At 51.9% G+C, this 26,013-nt stretch carries 21 protein-coding genes and 1 pseudogene; 14 read left to right on the plus strand and 8 right to left on the minus strand.

Annotated features, from left to right (window positions below; genetic code table 11):
• Positions 1-185: 185 nt before the first annotated feature.
• Positions 186-1,085, plus strand: coding sequence for a methylenetetrahydrofolate reductase (metF, locus tag U868_RS0102815; RefSeq protein ID WP_025151964.1), 900 nt, complete (start codon positions 186-188; stop codon positions 1,083-1,085).
• Between the two features lie 155 nt (positions 1,086-1,240).
• On the opposite strand, the gene U868_RS0102820 is transcribed toward metF, so the two are convergent.
• The 6 genes from U868_RS0102820 to metB form a co-directional block, all read right to left on the minus strand.
• The gene (locus tag U868_RS0102820; RefSeq protein WP_025151965.1) at positions 1,241-1,615 is read right to left on the minus strand and encodes a hypothetical protein; all 375 of its coding nucleotides are present in this window, start codon (positions 1,613-1,615) and stop codon (positions 1,241-1,243) included.
• Between the two features lie 293 nt (positions 1,616-1,908).
• Complete coding sequence (locus tag U868_RS0102825; protein ID WP_025151966.1) at positions 1,909-2,538, minus strand: hypothetical protein; 630 nt, start codon at positions 2,536-2,538, stop codon at positions 1,909-1,911.
• Positions 2,539-2,683: 145 nt separating this feature from the next.
• Positions 2,684-3,019, minus strand: a complete 336-nt coding sequence (locus U868_RS0102830) for a carboxymuconolactone decarboxylase family protein (RefSeq protein WP_025151967.1) — start codon at positions 3,017-3,019, stop codon at positions 2,684-2,686.
• 149 nt (positions 3,020-3,168) lie between these two features.
• Positions 3,169-5,802, minus strand: coding sequence for a phosphoenolpyruvate carboxylase (ppc, locus tag U868_RS0102835; protein ID WP_025151968.1), 2,634 nt, complete (start codon positions 5,800-5,802; stop codon positions 3,169-3,171).
• Positions 5,803-6,519: 717 nt separating this feature from the next.
• On the minus strand, positions 6,520-8,958 hold the full coding sequence (locus U868_RS0102840) for a bifunctional aspartate kinase/homoserine dehydrogenase II (RefSeq protein WP_025151969.1): 2,439 nt from the start codon (positions 8,956-8,958) through the stop codon (positions 6,520-6,522).
• Positions 8,959-8,966: 8 nt separating this feature from the next.
• The gene (gene metB, locus U868_RS0102845) at positions 8,967-10,127 is read right to left on the minus strand and encodes a cystathionine gamma-synthase (protein ID WP_025151970.1); all 1,161 of its coding nucleotides are present in this window, start codon (positions 10,125-10,127) and stop codon (positions 8,967-8,969) included.
• A gap of 183 nt (positions 10,128-10,310) precedes the next feature.
• Between metB and metJ the strand changes: the two genes are divergently transcribed.
• Entirely contained in the window at positions 10,311-10,628 is a 318-nt protein-coding gene (gene metJ, locus U868_RS0102850) for a met regulon transcriptional regulator MetJ (RefSeq protein WP_004236602.1), read from the plus strand.
• Between the two features lie 120 nt (positions 10,629-10,748).
• On the opposite strand, the gene rpmE is transcribed toward metJ, so the two are convergent.
• Positions 10,749-10,964: a 50S ribosomal protein L31 gene (rpmE, locus tag U868_RS0102855; RefSeq protein ID WP_025151971.1), complete on the minus strand. Its 216-nt coding sequence runs from the start codon at positions 10,962-10,964 to the stop codon at positions 10,749-10,751.
• Positions 10,965-11,267: 303 nt separating this feature from the next.
• Between rpmE and priA the strand changes: the two genes are divergently transcribed.
• The 7 genes from priA (at position 11,268) to rraA (ending at position 19,314) form a co-directional block, all read left to right on the plus strand.
• On the plus strand, positions 11,268-13,469 hold the full coding sequence (priA, locus tag U868_RS0102865) for a primosomal protein N' (RefSeq protein ID WP_025151972.1): 2,202 nt from the start codon (positions 11,268-11,270) through the stop codon (positions 13,467-13,469).
• Positions 13,470-13,720: 251 nt separating this feature from the next.
• On the plus strand, positions 13,721-14,749 hold the full coding sequence (cytR, locus tag U868_RS0102870; RefSeq protein ID WP_025151973.1) for a DNA-binding transcriptional regulator CytR: 1,029 nt from the start codon (positions 13,721-13,723) through the stop codon (positions 14,747-14,749).
• A 77-nt stretch (positions 14,750-14,826) separates the two neighbouring features.
• Positions 14,827-15,633, plus strand: coding sequence for a cell division protein FtsN (ftsN, locus tag U868_RS0102875; protein ID WP_025151974.1), 807 nt, complete (start codon positions 14,827-14,829; stop codon positions 15,631-15,633).
• Between the two features lie 100 nt (positions 15,634-15,733).
• Complete coding sequence (gene hslV, locus U868_RS0102880; protein ID WP_025151975.1) at positions 15,734-16,264, plus strand: ATP-dependent protease subunit HslV; 531 nt, start codon at positions 15,734-15,736, stop codon at positions 16,262-16,264.
• A gap of 11 nt (positions 16,265-16,275) precedes the next feature.
• A complete protein-coding gene (hslU, locus tag U868_RS0102885) occupies positions 16,276-17,610 on the plus strand; it encodes an HslU--HslV peptidase ATPase subunit (RefSeq protein ID WP_025151976.1) in 1,335 nt (444 codons plus the stop codon).
• 114 nt (positions 17,611-17,724) lie between these two features.
• Complete coding sequence (locus U868_RS0102890; protein ID WP_025151977.1) at positions 17,725-18,654, plus strand: 1,4-dihydroxy-2-naphthoate polyprenyltransferase; 930 nt, start codon at positions 17,725-17,727, stop codon at positions 18,652-18,654.
• A gap of 126 nt (positions 18,655-18,780) precedes the next feature.
• Entirely contained in the window at positions 18,781-19,314 is a 534-nt protein-coding gene (gene rraA, locus U868_RS0102895) for a ribonuclease E activity regulator RraA (protein ID WP_025151978.1), read from the plus strand.
• Between the two features lie 268 nt (positions 19,315-19,582).
• On the opposite strand, the gene zapB is transcribed toward rraA, so the two are convergent.
• Positions 19,583-19,825 (minus strand): cell division protein ZapB, encoded by a 243-nt coding sequence (gene zapB / locus U868_RS0102900; protein ID WP_004236611.1) that lies wholly within the window; start codon positions 19,823-19,825, stop codon positions 19,583-19,585.
• Between the two features lie 315 nt (positions 19,826-20,140).
• Here zapB and U868_RS0102905 point away from each other — a divergent pair, with 315 nt between their 5' ends.
• The 5 genes and pseudogenes from U868_RS0102905 to glpT all read left to right on the plus strand — a co-directional run bounded on the left by U868_RS0102905 (position 20,141) and on the right by glpT (position 26,011).
• Positions 20,141-20,959 (plus strand): MIP/aquaporin family protein, encoded by an 819-nt coding sequence (locus U868_RS0102905; protein ID WP_025151979.1) that lies wholly within the window; start codon positions 20,141-20,143, stop codon positions 20,957-20,959.
• Positions 20,960-21,028: 69 nt separating this feature from the next.
• On the plus strand, positions 21,029-22,555 hold the full coding sequence (gene glpK, locus U868_RS0102910; RefSeq protein WP_025151980.1) for a glycerol kinase GlpK: 1,527 nt from the start codon (positions 21,029-21,031) through the stop codon (positions 22,553-22,555).
• 394 nt (positions 22,556-22,949) lie between these two features.
• On the plus strand, positions 22,950-23,396 hold the full coding sequence (locus U868_RS23360; protein WP_240182644.1) for a hypothetical protein: 447 nt from the start codon (positions 22,950-22,952) through the stop codon (positions 23,394-23,396).
• A 15-nt stretch (positions 23,397-23,411) separates the two neighbouring features.
• Positions 23,412-24,278, plus strand: coding sequence for a hypothetical protein (locus U868_RS0102925; protein ID WP_025151981.1), 867 nt, complete (start codon positions 23,412-23,414; stop codon positions 24,276-24,278).
• A 380-nt stretch (positions 24,279-24,658) separates the two neighbouring features.
• Positions 24,659-26,011, plus strand: a pseudogene (glpT, locus tag U868_RS23365) (glycerol-3-phosphate transporter).
• Positions 26,012-26,013 lie beyond the last annotated feature (2 nt).

Consider the following 26,013-nt stretch of genomic DNA (forward strand, 5'->3'; position numbering starts at 1 on the left):
GTGACAATTAGTGGTTGACGTTTAACCAATTCATCCCGTAATCTACATCCAGACGTCTAAACGTATAGACATTCAAATAATCACGTGCCGGGATATATACCCAACGTCATTCAGGATGCAACCAACGAACCTGCAATTTGAATGAATAAGGGTATTTGCGCCACGGACGACTGCGGGGGGCAGCAATGAGTTTTTTACATATAGACCAGCACGAAGCACTGAATCAGAACCTGGCAGAACTGGCCGGTCGTGTGGCCGTATCCTTTGAATTCTTTCCGCCGGGCACGCCGGAAATGGAAAAAACCCTGTGGCAGTCCATCGAACGCCTCAGTGTGCTGAAACCGAAATTTGTTTCCGTCACTTACGGGGCGAACTCCGGCGAACGGGATCGCACTCATTCAGTGATTAAAAATATCAAAGAGAAAACCGGGCTGATTGCTGTTCCGCATCTCACCTGTATCGATGCCACCCGCGATGAGCTGAAAACCATCGCCAAAGATTACTGGGATAACGGTATCCGCCATATTGTGGCGCTGCGCGGCGACCTGCCGGACAGCAGCAGCAAACCGGATATGTATGCCGCTGACCTGGTCGGTTTGTTAAAATCAGTCGCCGATTTTGATATTTCCGTCGCCGCTTACCCGGAAGTCCATCCGGAAGCGCGCAGCGCGCAGTCGGATCTGATTAACCTGAAAAAGAAAATTGATGCCGGCGCAGACCGCGCTATCACGCAGTTTTTCTTTGATGTCAGCACCTATCTGCGTTTCCGGGACCGCTGCGCGGCGGCCGGTATTGATGTGGAGATTGTGCCGGGTATTCTGCCGGTCTCTAACTTTAAACAATTACAGCGCTTTGCAGGAATGACTAACGTCCGCATCCCCGGCTGGCTCGGCACCATGTTTGAAGGGCTGGATGATGACCCGGAATCCCGCAAGCTGGTCGGGGCTTCCGTGGCAATGGAGATGGTGAAACTGCTCAGCCGCGAAGGCGTGAAAGATTTCCATTTTTACACCCTGAACCGCGCGGAACTGACTTACGCTATCTGCCATACCCTGGGTGTCCGCCCGGCAGCCTGTGTGGCATAAAAGATAACGATATCATTGAGCAGTCAGAGTGAAACACCGGTAAGTACGGTTCCCGGGTTCCGGATTCATTTCTGATAACACCACCCACAATAAAGCGCCCGGCAGATTTCACCGGGCGCTTTAAGACGGTAAAAAATATATCAGCGCTTATTTCATCAATTGTCTTTCATTGATTCTAACGTGATAACATCATACGCATCTAATACAGGGTTGTGTTCAGCATGATTAATATCATGTGCCACCAATATGTCAGAAATAACGCCTTTTTTAATTTCACCTGTATAGCGCTCAACTATCTCTGTTCCGCGGATCAACTCACTGCCTGCACCCTTTTCTGCCATCTCCAGTACCGCCCGTATTTTTTCCTGCATCTCCGGTGCAGTGTCCGGTTTATGCAGTTGTTTGCTCAGCATGTCATACAGCTCCTGTGCGGAGCACTCCGATGCTTTCAGCACAGATAATCTGCCAATAGACGCACTGCCGGGTACACCCGTTTCACTTCTGGCAAAGATCTTATCAGGTATTGCCATATTAAGTTTTTTTACACACTCTCCGGTGAATCCCTCTGTATAGTATTCCGGTTTTCCGCTGTAATCTGACTTACTGGTGTTTTATGCATCAAATCCTGTATTACTGCTCTTGATTGCATTTTTTCATTCCTTATTTAATAAAAAAAAAATAAATAGTAAGGAATGAAATTGTTGCCGTATTTTAAGAAAGCACCATTTTCTCAGAAAAAATACGAAGCAATAACAGAAAGGCCGCAACAATATATGTCACGGCCTTTTTAGTACTTAACGGCTAATACCGCTGAATTTTCTTATTACGAAGATAAACTATTACTCAATTTTTCAAGTTCTTTAACAGTGTCACTGTCTAATACTACACCACCACCAATTTCATTCCTGCGGTGTTCCTTCAATATATCGGCACTGATAATGATCTGCTGTTTATTCATACCACGTTCAACCATGTCAGTGTATGCCTCAGGGTTTATAGCTGTATCCGCCTTACCCAGTACCATTTGTATTTTTTCACGCATCTCCTGCGAAGTCCCGGGTTTATCCATCTGTTTACTCAGCATGTCATGCAATTCCTGTGCGGAATACTCTGTTGTTTTCAGGACAGATAATTTACCGATAGACGCAGCAGCAGATGTATCCGCTTTACTGCTGACAGAAACCTTACTATCCGGCGATGTCATACCAAGCTTTTCTGCACCTCGTTTCATCGCATCTGTTGTATAGCGCTCCGGTTCAGCCAGTGTCAGAGCAGCCAGCCTTTCACACGCTTTTTGTATATTATGATCTTTCTGTGTACTGCATCCCGTGGAGAATGTCTTACAACTGTTCACAACCGCGACAAACTTATCCGCTATCGTCTGAAAAATATTCCGGCTTTCCGTTGGCGGTATCCCACTGACCGATGGCAGCCCTATTGCATTTACTGGCATTTTTCCTTTCCTCACTGAATTAACAACACACAGATAGTAAGGAATGAACCGGTTACCGTATTTTAAGAAACCACCATTCGCTTCCGGTAAAAAAATACGGGTTACACACTTTCGTCTGTAACCCGTGTCATAAAGAACGATGCCTTTAGGAGAACTCTTTAAATGCCTTAATCGTATTCGCCGCATACATCACGGACGGTCCGCCCCCCATACCGATAGCAATGCCGAGCGCTTCTGATAATTCCTGCTCCGTAACGCCCAGCTCCACCAGCGTCTTGGTATGAAAACCAATGCAGCCGTCACAGCGGTTGGCAACCGCAATCGCTACCGCTATCAGCTCTTTGGTCTTTTTATCCAGTGCGCCATCAGCCGTGCTGCTTTGCATGATGCTCATAAACGCGCCCATCACATCCGGAATATTTTTGTGTAATTCCTGCATATTGCCGGCGATATCGCTGATCACATCTTTGTAGTAGGACATAGTTACCCCTGTTATAGATATTGATAATATATACTATTATATAATATTAAATCAGATAACATACAACCCTTTTCCGGCAAACGGATGTCAAAAAAAATGGCCGCTGATAAAGGCGGCCATCCGGAGTAAAAAAATACGTGCTGATAATATCAGCCGGTATTTCGCATACCGGCGGCAATACCGGCGATAGTGACCATCAGTGCCTGCTCTACCTGCGGATCAGACTGATCACATTCGCGTGAGCGGTGCAGCAGTTCAGCCTGTAAGACGTTCAGCGGATCGGTGTACACGTTACGCAAAGCGATAGATTCCGCAATCCACGGCAGATCCGCCATTAACTGCTCATCTTTGGAAATCATCAGGACACTCTTAATATCCTCTGATAACTGTTCGCGCAGTTTTGCCCCCAGCGGCCACAGGCGCGGCTCCACCAGACGCTGGTCATAGTATTCCGCCAGCCATAAATCGACTTTGGCGAACACCATTTCCAGCATACCGATGCGTGTTCTGAAGAATGGCCACTGATAATACATCACTTCCAGCATGGCCCGGTTGCCTTCATCCACCGCCGTTTTCAGTGCCGCACCCGCGCCGAGCCAGGCCGGCAGCATCAGGCGGTTTTGTGACCAGGCAAAAATCCACGGGATCGCACGAAGTGTTTCCACGCCGCCGGTCGGGCGGCGTTTTGCCGGACGGGAGCCCAGTGGTAATTTGCCAAGCTCCTGCTCCGGCGTGGCCGCGCGGAAATACGGGACAAAATCCGGCTGTTCGCGGACATAGTCGCGGTACATCTCACAGGAGACATCAGAAAGGCGATCCATAATTGCCGCCCACTCCGGTTTCGGTTCCGGCGGCGGCAGCAGATTCGCTTCCAGGCTGGCGCTGGCGTACATGGCCAGGCTGCTGATAGTGACCTGCGGCAGACCAAACTTAAAGCGGATCATCTCACCCTGTTCTGTCACACGCAGACCGCCTTTCAGGCTTCCCGGCGGTTGTGAGAGCAGTGCGGCGTGTGCCGGTGCACCGCCACGGCCGATGGTGCCCCCGCGACCGTGGAACAGCGTCAGTGTCACGCCTTCACGGGCGCAGACTTTAATCAGTGCATCCTGAGCGCGGTACTGTGCCCAGGACGCGGCCATTACCCCGGCATCTTTGGCGGAGTCAGAGTAACCGATCATCACCATCTGACGGTCATTTATCAGATTGCGGTACCAGTCAATGCTCAGCAGGCGGGTGATGACACTCTCTGCGTTATTGAGGTCATCAAGGGTTTCAAACAGCGGTGCGACCGGCAATGTGACCGGGCTGCCGGATTCTTTCAGCAGCAGTTTGACCGCCAGGACATCCGACGGCACTTTTGCCATCGAAATCACATAGGAGGCGACAGAATTTTCCGGTGATTCAGCAATCACCCGGCAGGTATCAAAAACTTCGCGGGTTTCATTGCTGCACTGCCAGTTCTGCGGTACCAGCGGACGCTTTGACTGCAGTTCACGCAGCAGGAATTCCTGTTTTTCCTCTTCCGGCCAGGCGGCGTAATCCCCGAGGCCGAGATACTGAGTCAGTTCAGACAAGGCTTCGGTATGACGGGTGCTTTCCTGGCGCACATCAATACGCACCAGCTGCAGACCGAAGCAGCGGATACGGCGCAGTGTATCCAGCAACTGACCGTTGGCAATTATTTTCATGCCGCACTCAACCAGTGAGCGGTAGCAAAGATACAGCGGCTCCCATAACTCTTCGTTATCGGTCAGCAGGTTATCCGGTTTAATCGCCGGTTCACCGGCCAGGCAGCGCTCCAGATAGTCCAGCGTGCTTTTCAGACGGGCACGTAACTGTTTGGTGATGACACGGTACGGCTCTGCGGCATCTTCACCCACCCGCTCACGCAGCGCCGGTGTGCATTCGCTCATGGAGAGCTCGGAGACCAGCACCTGAATGTCATTATAGAACAGGTCAGCGGCCTTCCAGCGGCTGAGGGTCAGCACGCGCCGGGTGATATCTGCCGTGACATTCGGGTTACCGTCGCGGTCACCGCCCATCCAGGAGGTAAAGCGGATCGGCGTGGCTTCCACGGACAGGTTGTAGTCCAGTGACGCCTCAAGCTGCTCATTAAACTCGCGCAGAAACGCCGGAACACCTTCCCACAGACTGTTTTCCACCACAGCAAAGCCCCACTTCGCCTCATCAAGCGGTGTCGGACGGTCTTTGCGGATTTCATCGGTATGCCAGGCCTGTGCCACCAGCTGACGCAGACGGCGCATAATACGATCATGCTCATAATCAGCCAGGTCGTCGTGATCCAACTGCGCCAGGCAGGTATTCACCGCCACCAGTTTGTGGATCAGGGTACGGCGGGCAATTTCGGTCGGATGCGCGGTCAGCACCAGCTCAATAGAGAGCTCATCCACGGCCCTGCACATCGCTTCATTGGTGAAATTTTTGGCTTTCAGCTGATCAAACAGCGCCGCCAGGGCAACCGGATTACTGGCCGCCTCACCGTGCGGCGAAATGCTGTGATACTGCTCCGCCACGTTGGTTAAATTCAGGAACTGGTTAAATGCACGGGCAACCGGCAGCAGTTCTTCATTGGATAGATTTTGCAGTGTCATCAGCAGCTTCTGCCGCTGGATTTCATTACCGGCCTGTGACGCTTTGGATAACTTACGGATGGATTCTACTTTCTCGAGAATATGTTCACCCTGGGCCTCTTTGATCGTGTCTCCGAGGAGTTTCCCGAGCATACTGACGTTACTGCGCATTGCGGAATATTGTTGATTCATACGACCCCTGACCCTTATTGACGGCAGAATCCTATGACCGCCGGTGAGGAACTTTCAGCCGGCAGTTCTCTGTCCTGTACATCTTAGTGATTTCATACGACGGATTAATTCTTATTTTGTGACGCCGTTCCCTTGCATTTACCTCTGCCCTATATTCATATCAAAAAAAACGCGCTTTGAAAGGACTTTATCAGATTTAATTACCGTACTGCCGTCATGTTGCACACAGGCAGATACCGGATTATCGGGTAAAATTCCGTCCCGTCAGCATAATGAAAGGGAAAAACAAACGTCACAGACAGATATCGCGAATTAAGGCAAAAATAGTAACGATTCAGCCTGAGCGAAAATCCTCAGTCCGGCGGGGAAAATTCAGCGGAAACGTTTAATGGAAAATGTTTCATAGAAAACAACAGGGAAGTGAAAATAGTAACGGGATGCAATTAAATCCGTTAATTGCATCCCGCCGGGATTGTTTCTGTCCTCAGACTGACATCCTGTCAGAAAAAGCACGTCCGGTGCATATCCTTACCATGACATCCTGTCACAGCCATCATCCATGATGGTTATATGTCCATCCTGAAACATCACCATGCGTTATTTATACCAACGCTGTACTATAAACTTAATAAGACAATTCCCGTTATAGTCGTTTTTTGTCCCGTATACCGGTTTTTTAAGACTATTTAACCCCGGTTGTCATCGCAATCCGATGCATTACAGCAATTGCGCCAGACGGTTTAAGTCTGACTGAATCGCCCCGGCGGTGACATCACGTCCGGCACCCGGTCCGCGGATCACCAGCGGATTATCACGGTACCAGCGGCTTTCCACGGCAAAGAGGTTATCACCCGGCTGTAATGAGGCCAGCGGGTGATCAGGCCGGACCGCTTCCACCCCGACCCGGGCTTTGCCGTTGGCATCAAAACGGGCCACATAACGCAGCACCATGCCCATTTCACGGGCAGCTTCCAGGCGGCAGGCCATCTGTTCATTCAGTGCCGTGACATTCTCAAAGAAGTGATCCGGTGTGCCTTCCTGTGCCGCTTCCGGCACCAGGGATTCCACCCGGACATCTTCCGGCTCAATTTCATACCCGGCTTCGCGGGCAAGGATAATCAGCTTGCGCATCACATCCTGACCGGACAAATCAATACGCGGATCCGGCTCGGTCAGCCCCTGCTGCCAGGCCTGCTCCACCAGCTCGCTGAACGGTACGGTACCGTCGAATTGCAGAAACAGCCAGGAGAGTGTGCCGGAGAAGATCCCGCTGATCGCCAGAATGCTGTCACCGCTTTCATGCAGATCGCGCACACAGTGGTTGATCGGCAATCCCGCACCGACAGTGGCGTTGTACAGCCAGTGACGCCCGGTTTTACGGAATGCATCGCGGATCTGACGGTAATCCCGGGTTTTTGCCGCCCCGGCGATTTTGTTGGCACTGATAACATGGAAACCGTACGCGGCAAAATCAGCGTAGCTTTCCGCCAGGGTTTTGCTGGCAGTCAGGTCGATAATCACCAGGTCATCAAACGGATGGTTGCGCATCCACAGATACAGGGTGTCTTCATCGGTGATCGGCTCGGCCTCCTCATTGAAGAAAGCCAGTGCGCGGCTCGGATCCAGTCCGTCATAACTGAGCAGCGCTCTTTCGCTGTCCGCCACCCCGGCGAGAATAAATTCAAACCCGCTGCGGGCAGAAAGATTGCGCTGCTCACGCGCAAACAATTCCAGCCAGCGGCTGCCGATATTGCCTTTGCCGAACACCATCAGACCGATCTGTTTTTCCGCACGGAACAGACTCTGGTGCAGACCCTGAATCACATGCCCGGTCTGTCGGGTGCGCAGAATCGCCACCAGGCTGATGCCGTCCTCGGCCTGCCAGATAAATTCCACCGGCTGGTCTTTGAGCTGCTGATAAAAACGGTGGTAATGCAGCAGGTTTTTACAGACCCCCGCCCCGACCAGCGCCACCAGTGAGAAGCCGTCACGCAGTGTCAGAGAGCCCGGCAGCCCGGCACTTTCCAGTACGTGCAGGGCGCTGTCTGCCACTTCGGCGGTATAACTGAGCTGAATAAGATTATCATCATTATGCAGACCAACCGCCAGCGGGCGGATCTGGCTGCGTTTAAGCAGCAGATCAATACTTTTATAACGCGCCTTCGCATCATCTCCGGCCGGCAGGCGGATATCAATCAGACAAACCTCATCATGGTTGGTGACGATTTTCGCTCCGGTACCGGATGCCAGCACGCGCTCAATTTTTGTCGAGCCCTGTTCCGGCTGATAACTGCAGCGCAGCTGTAAATCGATATCACTGACGGACACCGGCTGTAAGGTACGGGTATGCAATACCGGTGCAGCGAGACGGGCCAGTTCACTGGCTTCATCCAGACGCAGCAGCGGCAGCAGACAGGCATCTTTGACTTTACGCGGATCCGAGCTGTAAACCCCCGCGACATCACTCCATATGGTGACTTTTTTCACCCCGGCCAGCGCACCGACCTGCGTGGCAGAATAGTCACTGCCGTTACGGCCGAGCAGTACGGTTTCCCCGGCAGCGTTGCGGGAGATAAACCCGGTCACCACCAGACGTTTACCCGGATGCAGCGCCAGCAACTCAGCCAGCAGCGGCTGCGACCGTGCGGTATCGACTTCCGGCTGCGCCGCCCGTTCCGCGCACAGAAATGTGCGGGCATCCAGCCATTGCGCCGCCATGCCCTGCTCCTGAAGCACCTGCGCCATCAGACGGGCAGACCAGATCTCCCCGTGACCGACCACTTCCGCGTAAATCACATCATTCAGCGGGTGTTTCAGCAGTTCAGCCAGGCGATGAATATCGTCATTAAACTGAAAAATCAGGACATTAGCCTGAACTTCCGGCAGCAAATCACTGATAAGGGCAGTCTGATAGCGTTGCAGGGTCTGTTGCGCCTGCTCTGCGGCAGCGCGGTCACTCTGACTCAGTTTGACCCAGTTAATCAGCTGGTTAGTGGTGCTGCCTGCGGCAGACACAACCATCAGGTCATCCGGCTCACTGTAGTTCGCCATAATATTCGCCACCCGCAGATAGCATTTCGCATCTGCCAGGCTGCTGCCGCCGAATTTATGTAACTGGCGTCCTTTTACTGATTCATCAATCACCAACGCACTCATGATTACCCTTACCCCTTAGTCACTGACTGAAATGCGCGATCCAGATCAGCAATCAAATCGCTGCTGTCCTCAATCCCCGCAGAAATACGTAATAAACTGTCTGAAATTCCCGCTGCATGCCGCGCCTGCTCAGGCATTCCCGCATGTGTCATGGTCGCGGCATGGGAAATCAGTGTTTCCACCCCGCCCAATGACTCTGCTAGTGTAAAGAGAGACAGGTGAGATAAAAAGCGGGAAATTGCCGCTTCATCACCATTAATGTCAAAACTGAGCATTGCGCCGAATCCTTTCTGCTGCTTTGCGGCCAGTTCATATCCGGGATGCGTCACCAGTCCCGGATAATACACCTTTTTCACCAGCGGCTGGCGCACCAGATAATCCGCCAGAATAGCGGCATTTTTTTCCTGTAACGTGATCCTCGGGATCAGGGTGCGGATACCGCGCAGCAGCAGATAGCTGTCAAACGCCCCCAGCGTCACACCGATATTATTCGCCCACCACGCCAGTGTTTCGCAGTGTTCCGCGTCTGCGGCGATCACCACACCGGCGACCACATCGGAATGCCCGTTCAGGTATTTGGTACAGGAATGGATAACAAAATCGGCCCCCAGCGCCAGCGGCTGCTGTAATGCCGGGCTGAGAAATGTGTTATCCGCCGCCACCAGCGCACCGGCCTGATGCGCTTTTTCACTGACAGCCGCGATATCCGTGATACGCAGCAGCGGGTTGCCCGGTGTTTCAATCAGCACCAGTTTCGGCTTTTCCGCCAGCGCGGCACTGAGTGACACCTCATCATTCATATCCGCAAAGCGGACGGTAAAATGGCCGCGCTGCTGACAACTGTCGAGTAACCGGTAAGTGCCGCCGTAGCAGTCATGCGGGGCCACAATCACATCCCCCGGTGACAAAAACACGGTAAACAGCAGATGCAATGCTGACATCCCGCTGCTGGTCACCACCGCCCCGGCGCCGCCTTCCAGCTCAGCCAGTGTGCGCCCGGTGATATCCCGGCCCGGATTGCCGCGCCGAGAATAGTCATGCTCACGCGGGCTGCCGAAAGCCGGAAAATTGTAAGTCGATGAGAGATACACCGGCGGTATGACACAGCCGAATTGGGTCTCTTCATTGAGTCCGTTATGAATTGCCGCTGTCGCGGGTTTACGTGCCATACCTCTTTCCCTGTCAGTCACTGAACGAGTTATCAGCATATCCGTGGTTCATTTAGCCGTCAATATGTCTGGACATCCATCCTGCTTTACGGTTATATATACAAGTGGGATAATATCGGTATCTGTCAGGTACATTTCTGTACCCGGCACCTCCTCAAACTGACTAAGATAACAAGGTAATCCATGGCTGAATGGAATGGCGAATATATCAGCCCTTATGCTGAGCATGGCAAGAAAAGTGAGCAGGTAAAGAAGATTACAGTTTCTATCCCGTTGAAAGTGCTTAAAATTTTAACGGATGAGCGTACACGCCGCCAGGTGAATAACCTGCGTCATGCCACCAATAGCGAACTGTTATGTGAAGCATTTCTGCATGCTTTTACCGGACAGCCACTGCCCGATGATGATGATCTGCGCAAAGAACGCAGTGATGAAATCCCGGAAGTGGCAAAAGAAATTATGCGCCAGCATGGGGTCGACCCGGATACGTGGGAATATTGAGCTTTATCCGCGTGTTATACGACTTATTAACCCGGAAACAGACATAAAAAAACGCCCTGTGAAATATTTTCATTCAGGGCGTTTTTTATGGAACAAAGCGCGGCATGCCGCGCAGTGCCATTATTTCTTCGCAGAAGGAACGCTGAAGCGTTTGTTGAAGCGATCAACACGGCCGCCGCTTGCAACGTCACGCTGTTTACCGGTGTAGAACGGGTGGCATTCGCCGCACACGTCCAGGTTCAGGTTGTGACCTGCGGTAGAGTTAATTTTCATTACATTGCCGCAAGAGCAGGTTGCAGTGATTTCTGCGTAGTCTGGGTGAATACCTTTTTTCATGGGAAAACCTCGGTTAAGGCCGTGTCGCTATCCGGGCCTTTTTGCCGGACACCACACGTCGTGTTGATGATAAGTTATCGGTGGTATTTTAATTACCAAAGGCGGCGGATCATACAGAAAATCCCTGAACCATGCAATGAAATCCGCTGTCTTTTCGTGGTATTCTGGATCCCGCATTGCGGATAATTTCCCTGTTTTTACCGGGGAAAAGCTGAAATCCGGTGATTATTCATACACTTTTACGCCTTTTCCGCCGTTGTGTGTTTTTTACACGCCGGCGCTCTGCCGATAATGGACATTATAATGACAGTCGTCCGGGTGATATTACCAGTACCTCTGACACAAACATTTGACTATTTACTGCCTGATGATATGCCCCGCCCGGTGCCGGGGGCACGGGTGATTGTGCCGTTCGGACGGCAGAAACAGGCAGTCGGCATTGTGGCTGAACTGGCGGAAACCAGCACCTTCAGCCCGGAAAAACTCAAACCTGTTATTGCCTGTCCGGATGATGACACGCTCTTTCCCGGTGATCTGTGGCCGCTGCTGAACTGGGCAGCGCAGTATTACCACTATCCGTTAGGGGAAGTGCTGTTTCATGCCATGCCGATTTTGCTGCGTCAGGGCAAAGAGGCCGCCTTTGCACCGCTGTGGTGCTGGGAAGTGACGCCGGAGGGGCGTGAGATTGATATCCATACCCTCAAACGCTCCCCGAAGCAGCAGCAGGCACTGGCCTGTCTGCGCCGTCAGCCGGTTTACCGCCATCAGACTGCGGAATATGAACTCAGCGACAGCGCATTACAGGGACTGAAAAAGAAAAACCTGATCACCCTGAACGATGTCCAGCCGGAGAGCAAACCCTGGCAGCCGGGATTTGCCGTCACCGGCGAACGCCTGAAACTCAATACCGAGCAGGCCACCGCCGTAGGGGCTATCCGCGCAGAGCAGCATCAGTTTTCTCCCTGGCTGCTGGACGGCGTCACCGGCTCCGGGAAAACGGAAGTGTATCTCAGCGTGCTGGAAAATGTGCTGGCCGAAGGCCGCCAGGCTCTGGTACTGGTGCCGGAAATCGGCCTGACCCCCCAGACTATCGCCCGCTTCCGCGCCCGTTTTCAGGCACCGGTGGATATTCTCCATTCCGGTATGAATGACAGCGAACGGCTGGCTGTCTGGCTGCGGGCAAAACGCGGGGAGACCGCCATTGTTATCGGCACCCGCTCCGCGCTGTTCACGCCGTTTACCTCACTCGGCATCATTATTATCGATGAGGAACACGACGGCTCCTATAAACAGCAGGACGGCTGGCGTTATCACGCCCGCGATCTGGCGGTATTCCGCGCCAAGAAAAATGATATTCCGATTGTGATGGGCACAGCGACCCCGTCACTGGAAACCCTGTTTAATGTCCGGCAGAAAAAATACAAGGTACTCCCGCTGACGCAGCGGGCGGGAAATGCACAGCTTGCCGATCAGCACCTGCTCGACCTGAAAGGGCTGCCGCTGACCTCCGGGCTGTCACAACCGCTGATCAAACGTATCCGCCACCATCTGGCGGCAGATAATCAGGTTATTCTGTTCCTCAACCGGCGCGGCTTTGCCCCGGCAATGCTGTGCCACGAGTGCGGCTGGATAGCGGAATGCCCGCGCTGCGATCATTTTTACACCCTGCACCAGAACCACCGCATGCTGCGCTGCCATCAGTGCGACAGCCAGCGCCCGGTGCCGAAACAGTGTCCGCAGTGCGGCTCCACGCAACTGGTGCCGGTCGGGCTGGGCACCGAACAGCTGGAGGAGAGCATCACCCCGCTGTTCCCGGATATTCCGGTCACACGGCTGGATCGCGATACCACCAGCCGCAAAGGCGAGCTGGAGCAGCACCTGGCGGATGTGCATCAGGGCGGAGCCCGTATCCTGATCGGCACCCAGATGCTGGCCAAAGGGCATCACTTCCCGGATGTTACCCTTGTCGCACTGCTGGATGTCGACGGCGCACTGTTCTCCGGTGATTTCCGCGCAGCAGAGCGTTTTGCCCAGCTCTACACTCAGGTCTCCGGCCGGGCCGGACGCGCCGGTAAACGCGGCGAGGTGATTTTGCAGACTCACCACCCGGAGCACCCGCTGCTGACCGTCCTGCTGGAAAAAGGCTACGCTGCTTTTGCCGCACAGGCACTGAATGAGCGGCAGAGTGTCTGCCTGCCGCCTTACACCAGTCAGGTGATGATCCGCGCCGAAGATCAGAATAACCAGCGGGCCAGCGCATTTCTGCAGGCCGTGCGACAGTTATTCGAATCCCATCCGTTACGGGATGAGCATTTCTGGCTGATGGGGCCGCTGCCTGCTATACAGGCCAAACGCGGCGGACGTTTCCGCTGGCAGTTACTGTTACAGCATCCGTCCCGCAGTCAGTTACAGAAAATTGTCGCGCAGGCCATTCCCTATATTCAGCAGATGCCGGAAAGCCGGAAAGTCCGCTGGAATGTGGATGTTGATCCGACCGACGGCTGAGACTGACGCCTTACTGAAAGTGCGTGTCGTCTCAAAAAATTGAGATAACTCACAGTTTTATGCAAACCAGGTAACAGATTAATTTTACAAAGGGCTTAGAATAGCCGTTAATAGAATGATTAATAAACCGTCTGAATTTCACTTAAGAAGCTCAGGCGGTTTTTCACAGGCATGTGAAAAATACAGCGGACCATAATGATCACAAAAACCGCGCAATCGATACACTTACAGGGTAACCAAAGGAATTAATGATGGAACCACGCCGCAACGATACCGGCGCGACAATGAAAGATGTCGCCAGAGCCGCGGGCGTCTCAACCGCGACCGTGTCGCGGACACTGATGAACCCGGAGAAAGTGTCCGTGCAGACACGGCAGAAAGTGGAGAATGCTGTTCTGGAAGTGGGATATTACCCGCATAATCTGTCCAGGGGGATGAAACGTAATGAATCCCGCACCATTCTGGTGATTGTGCCGGATATCGGCGATCCGTTTTTTACCGATATTATTGTCGGTATTGAGGAAGTGGCCGCCAAACACGGCTATCTGGTGCTGATCGGCGACTGCCGTTATCAGCACAAGCCGGAACACACCTTTGTGAATCTGATTGTTACCAAACAAATTGACGGTATGGTGCTGCTCGGCTCCGATGTGCCGTTTGACAGCCGCCATGATGAACAGCGCCACTTCCCGCCGATGGTGATGGCTAACGAGTTTGCCCCGGAGCTGGAGCTGCCGACGGTCAATATTGATAACCTGACCGCCGCCTTTAATGCCACACATTACTTACAGTCACTCGGACACACCCGTATCGCCTGTATTTCCGGGCCGGAAGCGCTGCCGTTATGTCAGTACCGTATCGAGGGGTATATTCAGGCTATGCGCCGCATGGGAATGCCGGTGCGGGAAGAGTATCTGGTGCGCGGTGATTTTACCCACGAGAGCGGTGCGGAATGTGCCGCACAGCTGCTGGCACTGCCGGAACCGCCGACGGCCATTTTCTGCCATAACGATATTATGGCGATCGGCGTACTCTGGGCGGCCAGAAAACAGGGACTGACACTGCCGCAGGATCTCTCGGTTGTCGGTTTCGATGATTTACCGGCTGCGCAATACTGTTCGCCGACCCTGACGACTATTGCACAACCCCGCTATGAAATCGGCCGTCAGTCTTTTTTACTGCTGCTGGAACAGTTGCAGGGACACACCGTGGCAAAAGGTTCGCGCCTGCTGGATTCTGATTTAATCATCAGAGAAAGTGCCTGCGCGCCTAAAAGCTAGGCAAAAACCGTAAGGTTAAGTAACATATAACGCTGAATAAGATGTTTCCTTAACCGACTTATTAGTGAATTGAAACAGTGGCACAACGAGATTATGTGGGACGCGGACGCTCTGCGCCGCGTAAAAAAAGTAAATCACGGAAGAAAAGTCAGGCGAAAGGCCTGCCGTTCACCACATTGGTGATCGCCGTGGCACTGGTGGTCGTTTTTGTCGGCGGCCTGTTCTATCTGGTCCATAACAAAAAAAGTCAGACCGCTTCTGACAACATCATTCCGCCTGCACATCAGCAGAGTACCGGCAACGGGCTCCCGCCGATCCCGGAAGAGCGCTGGCGTTATATCAAAGAGCTGGAAAACCGCGAAGCCGGGGTACCGGAACAGTATTACGCCAACCCGCAGACACCGGCTAACCGCATTGACCCGGGTGCCAGACTGACCCCGGAACAGCGGCAGCTGCTGGAGCAGATGCAGTCTGATATGCAGCAGGCACCGGTTCAGTTGCAGGAAGTACCGGCAAACGGCACTGTTCCGCGTTCTCAGGTCGTGGTTACCGGTCAGGATCCGCAGCTGCGTATGCAGCCGGAAACCCGTGCTGCACCACAACCGGCGGAAAAACCGGCTGAGAAACCAAAGCCGGTGCAGGAAAAACCGCAGGCCGCACCTGAACGCTGGTTAGTCCAGTGCGGATCATTCCGTGAAAATGGTCAGGCTGAGGAAGTCCGCGCCGGTCTCGCCTTCTCCGGTATCGAAAGCCGCGTCTCACAGGGTGGCGGCTGGTATCGGGTGATGCTCGGCCCGTATGAAAAATCCGCCGCGCAATCGGTGAAAAGCCGTGCCGCTGATGCCGGCGTAACAAATTGTATTCTTCGCGCCGCCGGGGGTTGAAATCCTTCAGCCCTCCCCCCATATCTGAAGTTAATTCTGTGCCGCTGGGAATATACCCGGCGGCCTCTCTCCATCCTTTAGCACAACCAGGGGCTGACTCATGACAACAATCGTAAGTGTTCGCCGTAATGGCCAGGTCGTAATTGGTGGTGATGGGCAGGCGACAATGGGTAATACCGTCATGAAAGGTAATGTCCGCAAAGTCCGCCGCCTCTATCACGACAAAGTCATTGCCGGTTTCGCCGGCGGCACCGCGGATGCCTTTACCCTCTTTGAACTGTTTGAACGCAAGCTTGAACTTCATCAGGGACACCTGACAAAAGCTGCCGTTGAGCTCGCCAAAGACTGGCGTACCGACCGCATGCTGCGCAAACTGGAAGCCCTGCTGGCCGTTGCCGATGAAACCGCATCGCTGATTATTACCGGTCAGGGGGATGTCGTTCAGCCTGAAAATGATCTGATTGCCATTGGTTCCGGCGGCCCGTACGCCCAGGCAGCAGCCCGCGCCATGCTGGAAAACACCGATCTGAGTGCCCGTGAAATCGCGGAGCGCGCACTGACTATTGCCGGTGATATCTGTATCTACACCAACCACAATCTGAATTTTGAAGAATTACCTTCAAAAGCATAAGGATCGACGTTATGTCCGAAATGACTCCACGCGAAATTGTCAGCGAACTCGATAACCATATTATCGGCCAGGATAAAGCCAAACGCGCTGTCGCCATCGCACTGCGTAACCGCTGGCGCCGTATGCAGCTCAATGAAGAGCTGCGCCACGAGGTCACCCCGAAAAATATTCTGATGATTGGCCCGACCGGTGTCGGTAAAACGGAAATTGCCCGTCGTCTCGCCAAACTGGCCAATGCGCCGTTTATCAAAGTCGAAGCCACCAAATTCACCGAAGTGGGTTATGTCGGTAAAGAAGTGGACTCCATTATCCGCGATCTGACGGATTCTGCCGTGAAAATGGTGCGCCTGCAGTCTATCGAGAAAAACCGTTTCCGTGCTGAGGAAATGGCCGAAGAACGCATTCTCGATGTGCTGATCCCGCCGGCAAAAAATAACTGGGGTCAGACTGACACCCAGGCAGAGCCGTCAGCTACCCGCCAGGCATTCCGCAAAAAACTGCGCGAAGGCCAGCTCGATGATAAAGACATTGAAATTGAAGTGTCTGCCGCACCAATGGGTGTGGAAATCATGGCTCCTCCGGGCATGGAAGAGATGACCAGCCAGTTACAGTCCATGTTCCAGAACCTGGCCGGGCAGAAACAAAAACCACGCAAAATGAAGATCAAAGAGGCCTTCAAACTGCTGATTGAGGAAGAAGCCGCCAAACTGGTGAATCCGGAAGAGCTGAAAGAGCAGGCGATTGAAGCGGTTGAACAGCACGGTATCGTGTTTATCGATGAATTCGATAAAATCTGTAAGCGCGGCGGCCAGTCCTCCGGGCCGGACGTATCCCGTGAGGGGGTTCAGCGCGACCTGCTGCCGCTGATTGAAGGCTGCACGGTCTCCACCAAGCACGGTATGGTGAAAACCGACCATATCCTGTTTATCGCCTCCGGCGCATTCCAGGTTTCCAGCCCGTCAGATCTGATCCCGGAATTACAGGGTCGTCTGCCTATCCGTGTGGAATTACAGGCACTGACCACTGAAGATTTCGAGCGCATCCTGACCGAGCCGAACGCCTCACTGACCGTTCAGTACAAAGCACTGATGGCTACCGAAGGTGTGGATATTTCCTTCACCGCTGACGGCATCCGTAAAATTGCGGAATCCGCATGGCAGGTCAACGAAACCACCGAAAATATCGGTGCCCGTCGTTTACACACGGTGCTGGAACGATTAATGGAAGAAATTTCTTATGACGCCAGTGAAAAACAGGGTCAATCCATTGAGATCAATGCGGAATATGTGAAAGATCATCTGGATCAGCTCGTGGCTGATGAAGATTTAAGTCGCTTTATTCTGTAATTCGATAATAATCAGACATAATATTATTCAGACTGCACGGGTATCATCCGCCCGGCAGTCTGCGTTATTATTTTTTGTCGTTATTATTACATTCTGAAAAGTAAGCGAGTTTCAATGTCAGTCACCCCTTCACCGGCCATCAGCCGTACCCAAGCCTGGCTGGAAAGCCTGCGGCCCAAAACATTACCTCTCGGGGTGATCGCGATTATTACCGGTTCCGCGCTGGCTTACTGGACCGGTCACTTTAAATTCCCTGTTGCCCTGCTCGCCCTTATCACCACCGGGATTCTGCAGATCCTGTCGAATCTGGCCAATGACTACGGCGATGCGGTAAAAGGTACCGATACCGAAGCGCGTCTCGGGCCGCTGCGCGGTATGCAAAAAGGTGTGATCACTGCCGCCCAGATGAAAAAGGCGCTGATTCTGACCGTCACGCTCGCCTGTCTGTCCGGACTGGCTCTGATTATTGTCGCCTGCGAGAAACCGGAAGATATTATCGGCTTCCTGGGGTTAGGTGTGGCGGCGATTATCGCTGCAATCACCTATACGGTCGGGAAAAAACCCTACGGCTACCTCGGGCTGGGTGATATTTCTGTTCTGATCTTTTTCGGCTGGCTGAGCGTGATAGGCACCTATTACCTGCAGGCCGGTTTTTTCAGCCCGCTGACCATTCTGCCCGCGACCGCCTGCGGACTGCTGTCTGTTGCGGTGCTGAATATCAATAATATGCGCGATATCGAAAATGATATCCTGACCGGGAAAAATACCCTGGCCGTCCGCCTCGGCCCGCAGAAATCCCGCTATTACCACGCCACCGTGATCACGGCGGCGTTCCTGTGCCTGGTGCTTTTTACCCTGCTCTATCTGCACGGCTGGTACAGCTGGCTGTTCCTGCTCTCCGCACCGGTACTGTTTATGCATATCAGACGTGTGCTGGGTGACATGACCGCCACGGGAATGCGCCCGCTGCTGGAACAGATGGTGAAAGCCGCACTGCTGGTCAATATCCTGTTTTCCGCAGGGCTTATCTGCCAGCGCCTGTAACCGGGAATACGCTGAAATCTGCCGCTTTCTTGATTCAGATCGGAAAGCGGTCGCTGTTGATTTTGCAAACAACGGTGCGAAGGGGCTATACTGACTGTATCCGGCAGCAACCAGACGTAAAATCCTATGAAAAATGATACCTTCGACACCTCCGAACTTTGTGACATTTACCAGGAAAATGTGAATGTCGTTGAACCCCTGTTTTCCAACTTCGGGGGCTGTTCATCGTTTGCGGGGCAAATCACCACCGTAAAATGCTTTGAAGATAACGGACTGCTCTTTGATCTCCTGGAAGAAGAGGGAGAGGGCCGTATTCTGCTCGTTGACGGGGGCGGGTCTGTCCGCCGCGCACTGGTTGACGCGGAACTCGCGGCACTGGCAGTGCAGAGCGGCTGGGAAGGTATTGTGGTGTACGGTGCGGTGCGTCAGGTGGACGACCTGGCAGAAATGGATATCGGTATTCAGGCCATGGCCGCCATTCCGGCAGGCTGCGGTTCAGAAGGTATCGGTGACAGTGATATCCGCGTGAATTTCGGCGGTGTGACATTCTTCTCCGGCGATTATCTGTATGCGGATAATACCGGGATTATCCTGTCTGATATCCCGCTGACCCTGCCGGAAGAAAATGATGACGATGAAGATGAGCTGACCGAAGCGTAATCCTCATCAGATACACAGACAGCAAAAAGGGCGGATATCCGCCCTTTTGTCGTTATGACGCCATATAAAACCGCATCACACTCAATCAGTTATTTGCAGTAAGGCGGACGAATGAAGTCAGCACCACAGAACAATACCCGTATTACGCTAAATCATTCGTTCTGTGGCAAGAGGCGGTGAAGCGAAGAGCTCCGGGAGCATACATCAGTATGTGACCGGGGAGCTGAGCGAAACCAACACAGCCACAGGGCGAAGGATGACGTGTAATTTACTGGACGTCGTCCATCTTACCCAGCAAAGCCCGCAGACGCTCCTGCCAGCCTGCCTGCTCCTGCTTCAGCTGCTCGTTTTCACGCACCAGTGACTCACGGGCACCGGCGGCATTCTGCACTTCGCGGTTCAGGTTGTTGTTCGTTTCTTTTAATTCGTCGATTTCCATCTGTAACAGGGTGATGGTGTCGATAGCCTGCTGGACTTTTGCTTCCAGCTTTTCAAATACTTCAAATGACATCTTGCGTCCTCCTTGTAAGCGATGCTCTGATTGTAAGTAGGTGTTATCAATGTGTCCAGTCACATCACGTGTATTCCCCATAATGCCGCAGAATAAAATCCGGCAATTATCAGCCTGAATGTTGCATCCCTGTTACAGAATATGCGAAATCGCTCAATTTGTTGACGCGATCCACAGTTTTTGATTTCGTTATTTCTCGTTTCCGAACATTAACGATAAATTCACACTCAGACATATGTCTGATACACGAAGAACATCATTTGTTAATAATTCACACTTATTTCACCCTAATTTTGCACTATCAGGATTGATACTATGAGTCTAATAAAATCTCCGACCCTCTTCGGACAATGTCTTTCCGAATTCCTGGGTACAGCTCTGCTGGTCTTCTTTGGTTTAGGCTGTGTGGCTGCGGTTCGTATTGCCGGCGCACAACTGGGATTATGGGAGATAAGTGTCATCTGGGGCCTGGGCGTGGCACTGGCGGTGTATCTGACTGCCGGGATCTCCGGCGCGCATCTCAACCCGGCGGTCACACTTGCTCTCTGGCTGTTTGCCTGCTTTGATCGCCGCAAAGTTATTCCGTATATCGCGGCACAATTTCTCGGCGGATTTGCTGCCGCAGCACTGGTGTATTCAATGTATTACAATGTATTTCTTGATTATGACCAGGTGCATCATATTGTGCGCGGCTCACCGGAAAGCCTCTTTACTGCCGGGGTATTCTCCACCTATCCTGCAGCAGCCGTCAGCGTGGGTCAGGCGTTCTTTATCGAAGTGGTAATCGCCGCCATCCTGGTCTGCCTTATCCTGGCACTCACTGATGACGGCAACGGCGTACCGCGCGGCCCGCTGGCACCGCTGCTGATTGGCCTGCTGATTGCGGTTATCGGCGGCTCCTTCGGTCCGCTGACCGGATTCGCCCTTAACCCTGCCCGTGACTTCGGCCCGAAAGTGGTTGCATACCTCGCAGGCTGGGGAGATATCGCCTTCACCGGCGGGCGTGATATCCCGTATTTCCTGGTACCGATGTTTGCGCCGGTCGCCGGCGGGTTACTCGGTGCATTCGGCTACCGCAAACTGATCGGGCGTCATCTGCCGTGTGAAGTGTGTGATACCGGAGACGAAAAATAATACCGCAGCGAATCACGTACTCTGACGTTATCGCGTGTTTGTTCACTCAGAAATAAAACAGGTTTAATTATGACAACAGAAACAATCACCCGTGAGAAAAAGTATATCGTCGCGCTGGATCAGGGAACCACCAGTTCACGGGCGGTACTTTTTGATCGTAATGCCAATATTATCGATATCGCTCAGCGCGAATTCACCCAAATCTACCCGAAACCGGGCTGGGTGGAGCATGATCCGATGGAAATCTGGGCCACACAGAGTTCCGTTTTAACGGAAGTCCTCGCCAAAACGGACGTACATCCGGACGAAGTCGCCGCTATCGGTATCACCAACCAGCGCGAAACCACCATCGTCTGGGAAAAAGAAACCGGCAAACCGGTTTATAATGCGATTGTCTGGCAATGCCGCCGGACGGCAGATTACTGCACCGGCCTCAAGCAGAATGAAGAAATGGTCCGCTACATCCGGGAAAACACCGGTCTGGTGGTCGACCCGTATTTTTCCGGCACCAAAGTGAAGTGGATCCTCGATAATGTTGAGGGTGCACGGGAAAAGGCGGAGAAAGGGGAATTACTGTTCGGAACCGTTGATACCTGGCTGGTCTGGCGCATGACCCAGGGACGTGTGCACGTCACCGATCACACCAACGCCTCGCGCACCATGCTGTATAACATCCGTTCACTGGAATGGGATCAGAAAATCCTCGATCTGTTCGGCATTCCGCGTGCCATGCTGCCGGACGTGAAAGCATCATCAGAGATCTACGGCAAAACCAACATCGGCGGGAAAGGCGGCACCCGTATTCCTATCGCCGGTATTGCCGGTGACCAGCAGGCGGCACTGTTCGGTCAGATGTGTGTTCAGCCGGGCATGGCGAAAAACACCTACGGCACCGGCTGCTTCCTGCTGATGAACACCGGTAACGAAGCGGTGCTGTCTGAACACGGCCTGCTGACCACGATCGCCTGCGGTCCGCGCGGTGAAGTAAATTATGCCCTTGAGGGCGCAGTTTTTGTGGCCGGTGCCTCCATTCAGTGGCTGCGTGATGAGATGAAAATCATTGCCGATGCCACCGATTCCGAATACTTCGCCACCAAAGTCAAAGACAGTAATGGTGTGTATGTGGTGCCCGCCTTTACCGGCCTCGGTGCACCTTACTGGGATCCGTATGCACGCGGGGCCATTTTCGGTCTGACACGGGGAGTGAACAGCAATCACCTGATCCGCGCCACACTGGAATCTATCGCCTATCAGACCCGCGACGTGCTGGAAGCCATGCAGGCCGATGCCGGTACCCGTCTGAAGGCACTGCGTGTCGATGGCGGTGCGGTGGCAAACAATTTCCTGATGCAGTTCCAGTCCGATATCCTGGGCACGTCTGTGGAGCGCCCGCTGATCCGTGAAAGTACGGCATTGGGTGCGGCATTGCTGGCCGGGTTATCCACCGGGTTCTGGCAGGATTTGGAGGAAATAAAAGCCAAATCCACCATCGAGAAAACCTTCCGTCCGGGCATTGAAACCACGGAACGGAATGTCCGTTACAACGGCTGGAAAAAAGCCGTTGCCCGCGCACAGGACTGGGAAGACCACAGCTAATCCCTCTGAGTTTTACCTTTCTGCCGCCGGTTAATACCGGCGGTTTTTTATGCGCGAAAACAACAATTATCACCAGAACGAAAAACCACCTCACCCGGTAAAAGCCATAGTCAGCCGTGCTGACAATCTTAATGTGACAGAACCTTTTTTATCATTAGTATTCATTTATTATTTCAATGTATAGTATTGTCACCTGAATATAATTCTACTCTAATGCTGGTTAGTACATTGGATATCTGATTAAAGGATTAAACAGTTAAATGGGAAAACTTTTATTTATACTCGGTTTGCTCATTGGTGGGTGTGGTGTTTTTTTGTACCACTGGGTTAAACCCGAGACTTATGACCCCTACTTTTTTTATCCCCAAAGATAGCTGAAGGGCACCCTATCAATGTGCCAATAAAACTGTATAAAAAAGGAGATACTGTTAATTTTACTTTCTGGAAAACACCCTTCCCTGAATTTAAATTACTTTATTTATTTCCTGTTAGCCCACCATCATCAAGTATAATTTTAAATATAAATGAAGATAGAAATAAGGATTTTGGTTTTTATTCATCTGAAATATTCAATGGTAAAGGACCAATAAAAGATCGTGGAAACTACCCGATATTTAAAGTGAAATTATATAAAATAAACAATGATATGACAGAACACCTGGTGTTAGATAAAATACATAAAAACAATAGCGTCCGTAGATCAGATGCATTTTCTATAGCATCCGTCCCGGAAGAATATGGGCAGTATAGATTAGAGGTCACGGTTTTAGGCGACTGGCCTGAACTGGAAATAGATGGGCTGGATTATTTCATCACAGTAAGAACTTATGTTGTTAAATAAAAATGGATGTAATCAGTGAAGCCGGAAAATAAAACCGAAGAATTACTTGAATTCGCTGCAAATCAGCGTTATACAAAAGCAGAGAACAGAAAAAGACTGATTGAGCACTGTGCTTATCCAAGTAAAAGAAACCTCTCTACTGCGGGGCCTTGCCAAACCTGTCTGCCGCCAGATGCAAGACCGGAATTTGTTGAGCATATCCTGAGTTCTCTGGATGCCAGGTATACGGTAACCATTTACACTGCATATCCGGGCACGCCATTGAATAATGATGATGGTTCACCCGGATTTGAAGGCGAACAAAGAAAAACATCTGCTGCGGGTCATATGTGGCTGCAAATAAAAAAAATAAATGAAGATGGTATTGAAACGGGTAATATCTCTTATGGATTCGCACCTATCGAACATGGAATAGAAGGCCCCGGGGAAGTGATTGACAAAGACACCCTTCACTACGAAAATCCATATTACAACAGAACCATGGAAATAACCAAACGACAACATGACAACATCTATGAATTTGGTTTCGAAGCAGAAAGTAAAAAATCCGATAAATATTTCAATCTCAAGTATCATGGCTTAACAAACAGTTGTATCAACTTCACATGGAAAGCATTGGGTCATGCAGGAATAAAGCCGGCTCTGGCGTGGAATGATATGAGTATATACAATGTACAACGTAAATTAGCAGGTAAATTTGAAGGTGACATAAAAGTCATAAATAACATTCCGCATGTGAAGTCAATTCCGGCACCGTTTCCGGACAGCGAATTAAACACTGAAAAATACAATGAAATACCACCCAGAACCAATCTGGAATGGATTGTATCTCAAAATGAAAACACTCAACATGACGACAATATCGAGTTAGCAAAAAGATAGTATTTTCGGGCTTGTCACAAAAATTGAGTTAATGATGACACAGGTAAAATGCAGCATCGCCTCGTCGTTTTCGGCCTTATTCTGCCGCCGGTTAATACCGGCGGTTTTTTATGCGCGAAAACAACAATTATCACCAGAACAAAAAACCACCTCACTCTGTAAAAGTACCTGCCTGCAGATTAAATTCCCGGGTATGCCACATTGATCACAAAAATTAACCAACTGTAATCAGTATGTAACACCTTGTGCTGAAATTCACAGTAATAACGAATAAAAACGAATAATCTGTGAGCGCAAAGGAAAACACATGAAGAAAACCGCCGCTGTTCCGGTAAACTTCATCACCGCACACTGACAAATACTTAGCGAAGGAGATGTCTATGCTAAGCCTGTTTAAACCCGCGCCTCATATTCAGCGGCTCAGTGCCGATCGCATTGATCCGGTATACCGCCGTCTGCGCTGGCAAATCTTTATGGGGATCTTTTTTGGCTATGCTGCCTATTACCTGGTCCGGAAAAATTTCGCCCTTGCTTTCCCCAGCCTGATGGAACAAGGGTTCTCCAGAGGTGAACTCGGTACGGCATTATCTGCGATCTCCATTGCTTACGGTCTTTCCAAATTTATCATGGGATCGTTTTCTGACCGGGCTAACCCACGCTATTTTCTCCCGACCGGACTTATTCTTGCCTCCGCTGTCATGTTAATCATGGGCTTTTGCGACTGGGCAACCTCTTCCGTCTGGATTATGGCTATCCTGCTGTTTCTCTGCGGGTGGTTCCAGGGGATGGGCTGGCCGCCGTGCGGACGCACCATGGTCCACTGGTGGTCACAAAAAGAGCGCGGCGGGATTGTGTCTGTCTGGAACTGTGCCCATAACGTCGGCGGCGGCTTACCGCCGATGCTGATGCTGCTGGGAATGTACTGGTTCGGTGACTGGAAAGCTGCGTTTTATATGCCGGCATTTGCCGCCATTCTGGTGGCACTCATCGCATTTGCCCTGATGCGGGATACCCCGCAATCCTGCGGCCTGCCGCCAATCGAAGAGTACAAAAACGACTATCCTGATGATTATACAGAGAACAGCGAAGTTGAACTGACGGCAAAACAGATCTTTATGCAATACATTCTGCCGAATAAGTTACTGTGGTATATCGCTTTTGCTAATGTCTTTGTTTATCTGCTGCGTTACGGCGTGCTGGACTAGTCACCGACTTATCTCCGGGAAGTCAAACATTTCGATATAACGGGCTATTCTGTCGCCTATTTCCTGTATGAATGGGCGGGGATCCCCGGCACACTGCTGTGCGGCTGGATGTCAGATAAAGTCTTTAAAGGAAACCGCGGTGCAACCGGGGTGTTCTTTATGGCACTGGTCACCATCGCCACCGTGGTCTTCTGGCTCAATCCGCCGGGAAACCCGGCAGTTGATATGGCGTGTATGATCACCATCGGCTTCCTGATTTACGGCCCGGTCATGCTGATCGGCCTGCACGCCCTGGAGCTTGCACCGAAAAAAGCGGCCGGTACAGCTGCCGGATTTACCGGATTATTCGGCTATCTCGGCGGTTCTGTGGCAGCAAGTGCCATCGTCGGCTTTACCGTGGATTATTTCGGCTGGGACGGTGGTTTCGGCGTGATGATCGGCGGCAGCCTGCTTGCGGTTCTGCTGCTGTTAGTGGTAATGCGTGGTGAGAAAAAACACCACGATGACATCGCCCGCAATAAAGCATAAAC

Origin of the sequence: Morganella morganii H1r (genome assembly GCF_000633515.1) — a bacterium.
Classification (GTDB): domain Bacteria; phylum Pseudomonadota; class Gammaproteobacteria; order Enterobacterales; family Enterobacteriaceae; genus Morganella; species Morganella morganii_B.

What these genes read in the sequence shown, in the direction of transcription:
- metF (WP_025151964.1), top strand. Translation starts at nt 186, where the DNA reads ATGAGTTTTTTACATATAGACCAGCACGAAGCACTGAATCAGAACCTG.
- U868_RS0102820 (WP_025151965.1), bottom strand. Translation starts at nt 1,615, where the DNA reads ATGGCAATACCTGATAAGATCTTTGCCAGAAGTGAAACGGGTGTACCC.
- U868_RS0102825 (WP_025151966.1), bottom strand. Translation starts at nt 2,538, where the DNA reads ATGCCAGTAAATGCAATAGGGCTGCCATCGGTCAGTGGGATACCGCCA.
- U868_RS0102830 (WP_025151967.1), bottom strand. Translation starts at nt 3,019, where the DNA reads ATGTCCTACTACAAAGATGTGATCAGCGATATCGCCGGCAATATGCAG.
- ppc (WP_025151968.1), bottom strand. Translation starts at nt 5,802, where the DNA reads ATGAATCAACAATATTCCGCAATGCGCAGTAACGTCAGTATGCTCGGG.
- U868_RS0102840 (WP_025151969.1), bottom strand. Translation starts at nt 8,958, where the DNA reads ATGAGTGCGTTGGTGATTGATGAATCAGTAAAAGGACGCCAGTTACAT.
- metB (WP_025151970.1), bottom strand. Translation starts at nt 10,127, where the DNA reads ATGGCACGTAAACCCGCGACAGCGGCAATTCATAACGGACTCAATGAA.
- metJ (WP_004236602.1), top strand. Translation starts at nt 10,311, where the DNA reads ATGGCTGAATGGAATGGCGAATATATCAGCCCTTATGCTGAGCATGGC.
- rpmE (WP_025151971.1), bottom strand. Translation starts at nt 10,964, where the DNA reads ATGAAAAAAGGTATTCACCCAGACTACGCAGAAATCACTGCAACCTGC.
- priA (WP_025151972.1), top strand. Translation starts at nt 11,268, where the DNA reads ATGACAGTCGTCCGGGTGATATTACCAGTACCTCTGACACAAACATTT.
- cytR (WP_025151973.1), top strand. Translation starts at nt 13,721, where the DNA reads ATGGAACCACGCCGCAACGATACCGGCGCGACAATGAAAGATGTCGCC.
- hslV (WP_025151975.1), top strand. Translation starts at nt 15,734, where the DNA reads ATGACAACAATCGTAAGTGTTCGCCGTAATGGCCAGGTCGTAATTGGT.
- hslU (WP_025151976.1), top strand. Translation starts at nt 16,276, where the DNA reads ATGTCCGAAATGACTCCACGCGAAATTGTCAGCGAACTCGATAACCAT.
- U868_RS0102890 (WP_025151977.1), top strand. Translation starts at nt 17,725, where the DNA reads ATGTCAGTCACCCCTTCACCGGCCATCAGCCGTACCCAAGCCTGGCTG.
- rraA (WP_025151978.1), top strand. Translation starts at nt 18,781, where the DNA reads ATGAAAAATGATACCTTCGACACCTCCGAACTTTGTGACATTTACCAG.
- zapB (WP_004236611.1), bottom strand. Translation starts at nt 19,825, where the DNA reads ATGTCATTTGAAGTATTTGAAAAGCTGGAAGCAAAAGTCCAGCAGGCT.
- U868_RS0102905 (WP_025151979.1), top strand. Translation starts at nt 20,141, where the DNA reads ATGAGTCTAATAAAATCTCCGACCCTCTTCGGACAATGTCTTTCCGAA.
- glpK (WP_025151980.1), top strand. Translation starts at nt 21,029, where the DNA reads ATGACAACAGAAACAATCACCCGTGAGAAAAAGTATATCGTCGCGCTG.